Here is a 1,755-nt window from a genome sequence, read left to right as displayed (position 1 = left end):
CGCCCCGGGGTGCCGCCAGCAAGCCTGCCGCCTCGTCCGATCCGCTGGGCGATCTGGCCAAGGCCCGTGCCGCCAGCGCGCCCGGCGGCGCCGAGCCGTTTGATTACTTCGTGCAGGCCGGTGCCTTCCGCACCCAGGGCGACGCGGATGCGCAGCGCGCCAAGCTGGCCATGCTGGGCTGGGAGGCCCGGGTGAGCGAGCGCGAGCAGAGCGGCCGGACCGTCTTTCGCGTGCGCGTCGGCCCCTTCACCAAGCGCGACGATGCCGAAATGCTCAAGGACAAGCTCGATGGCGCGGGCGTCGAATCCGCGCTGGTGCGCGTGCAGCGCTGAACTTTTCCCGCAGGCTGCCGCTCACAACCCTCTGACCGAACAAGGAGTGTCTTTTTCATGAAACGCCGCGAGTTTTCCCTGTCCACCGCCACGGCCGTGGCCGCTTCCGCCCTGACGCTGCCCCTGGCGACGCCCGCCATGACCCAGGCCCGCCAATTCAAGGAAGGCAAGGACTACGTCAAGCTCGCCAAGCCCGTGGCCAGCGACGTGCCCGCCGGCAAGGTCGAGGTCATCGAGTTCTTCTGGTACAGCTGCCCCCACTGCAACGCCTTCGAGCCCACGCTGGAAGCCTGGATCAAGGCGGCGCCCAAGGACCTCGTTATCCGCCGCATGCCCGTGGCGTTCAACTCCAGCTTCGCACCGCAGCAAAAGCTGTACTTCGCCCTGGAAAGCATGGGCAAGGTCGGCGATCTGCACGCCAAGGTGTTTCGCGCCGTGCACGTGGAAAAGCAGGCCCTCAACAAGGACGACCTGATCTTCGAATGGATCGGCAAGCAGGGCGTGGACGTGGCCAAGTTCAAGGAAGCGTACAACTCCTTCTCCGTGTCCAACCAGCTGCGCAAGGCCGCCCAGCTGCAGGAAGCCTACGGCGTGGAAGGCGTGCCCTCGATGGGCGTGGCCGGCCGCTACTACACCGATGGCACCATGGCCGGCAACATGCAGGGCGTGCTGCAAGTGGTGGAGTACCTCGCTTCCACCGCCGCCAAGGGCGGTTGAGTTCCCCGCTCCGTGCGATGCAAGCCCGCGTTTGCGGGCTTTTTCTTTGCTGCTCCCGGATCGCGCCAAGGGGTGGCTACAATCTTTGCAAGATTCGTGCCCTATGAGAAAACGCCTCCTACCGATCCTCCTGCTTGCCGCCCTGGCTTTCGCCATGGGGGGCGCCCGCGCCGAAAAGGCCGACCGCAACAAGCCCATGAACATCGAGGCCGATGCACTGCGCCACGATGAGCTCAAGCAAACCAGCGTCTTCACCGGCCGCGTGGTGGTCACCAAGGGCACCATCCTGCTGCGCGGCGCGCGGCTGGACGTCCGGCAGGACCCCGATGGCTTCCAGTACGGCACCATGACGGCCGAGGCCGGCAAGCGGGCCTTCTTCCGGCAAAAGCGCGACACGGCGCCCGGCATGCCCGACGAGTTCGTCGAGGGCGAGGGCGAGGTCATCGAGTACGACGGCCGGGCCGATCTGGTGCGGCTCATCCGCCGCTCGGAACTGCGCCGCTACCGCGAATCCACCCTCACCGACGAGATGGCCGGTGCCCTCATCGTCTACAACAACCTGACCGACGTGTTCACCGTCGATGGCCAGAAGGCCGCCCCCGCCGGCAGCAACACCGCGGCCACGCCCGGAGGCCGCGTGCGCGCGGTGCTCTCGCCCAAGGAGACTCCGGCCAAGGCCGGGGCGCCCGCTGCGGCCCCCACCTCG

At 67.4% G+C, this 1,755-nt stretch carries 3 protein-coding genes; all 3 read left to right on the top strand.

The genetic code is table 11. The annotated features are described in order from the left end of the window. The coding region (locus AC27KI_RS24115; protein WP_487116262.1) for an SPOR domain-containing protein at window positions 1–332 on the top strand (332 nt) is incomplete at its 5' end. Window positions 333–389: 57 nt separating this feature from the next. Further along, window positions 390–1,049: a thiol:disulfide interchange protein DsbA/DsbL gene (locus AC27KI_RS24110; protein ID WP_487116260.1), complete on the top strand. Its 660-nt coding sequence runs from the start codon at window positions 390–392 to the stop codon at window positions 1,047–1,049. A gap of 103 nt (window positions 1,050–1,152) precedes the next feature. Beyond that, a partial coding sequence (gene lptA, locus AC27KI_RS24105) for a lipopolysaccharide transport periplasmic protein LptA (protein WP_487091046.1) occupies window positions 1,153–1,755 on the top strand: 603 nt, incomplete at its 3' end.

This window comes from Acidovorax sp. KPB24-03 (genome assembly GCF_057546605.1).
This window is presented reverse-complemented; position numbering and strand designations above follow the sequence as displayed.

Bases quoted from the DNA above. Each gene is read 5' to 3' on its own strand.
- AC27KI_RS24110 (WP_487116260.1), top strand. From the start codon at position 390: ATGAAACGCCGCGAGTTTTCCCTGTCCACCGCCACGGCCGTGGCCGCT.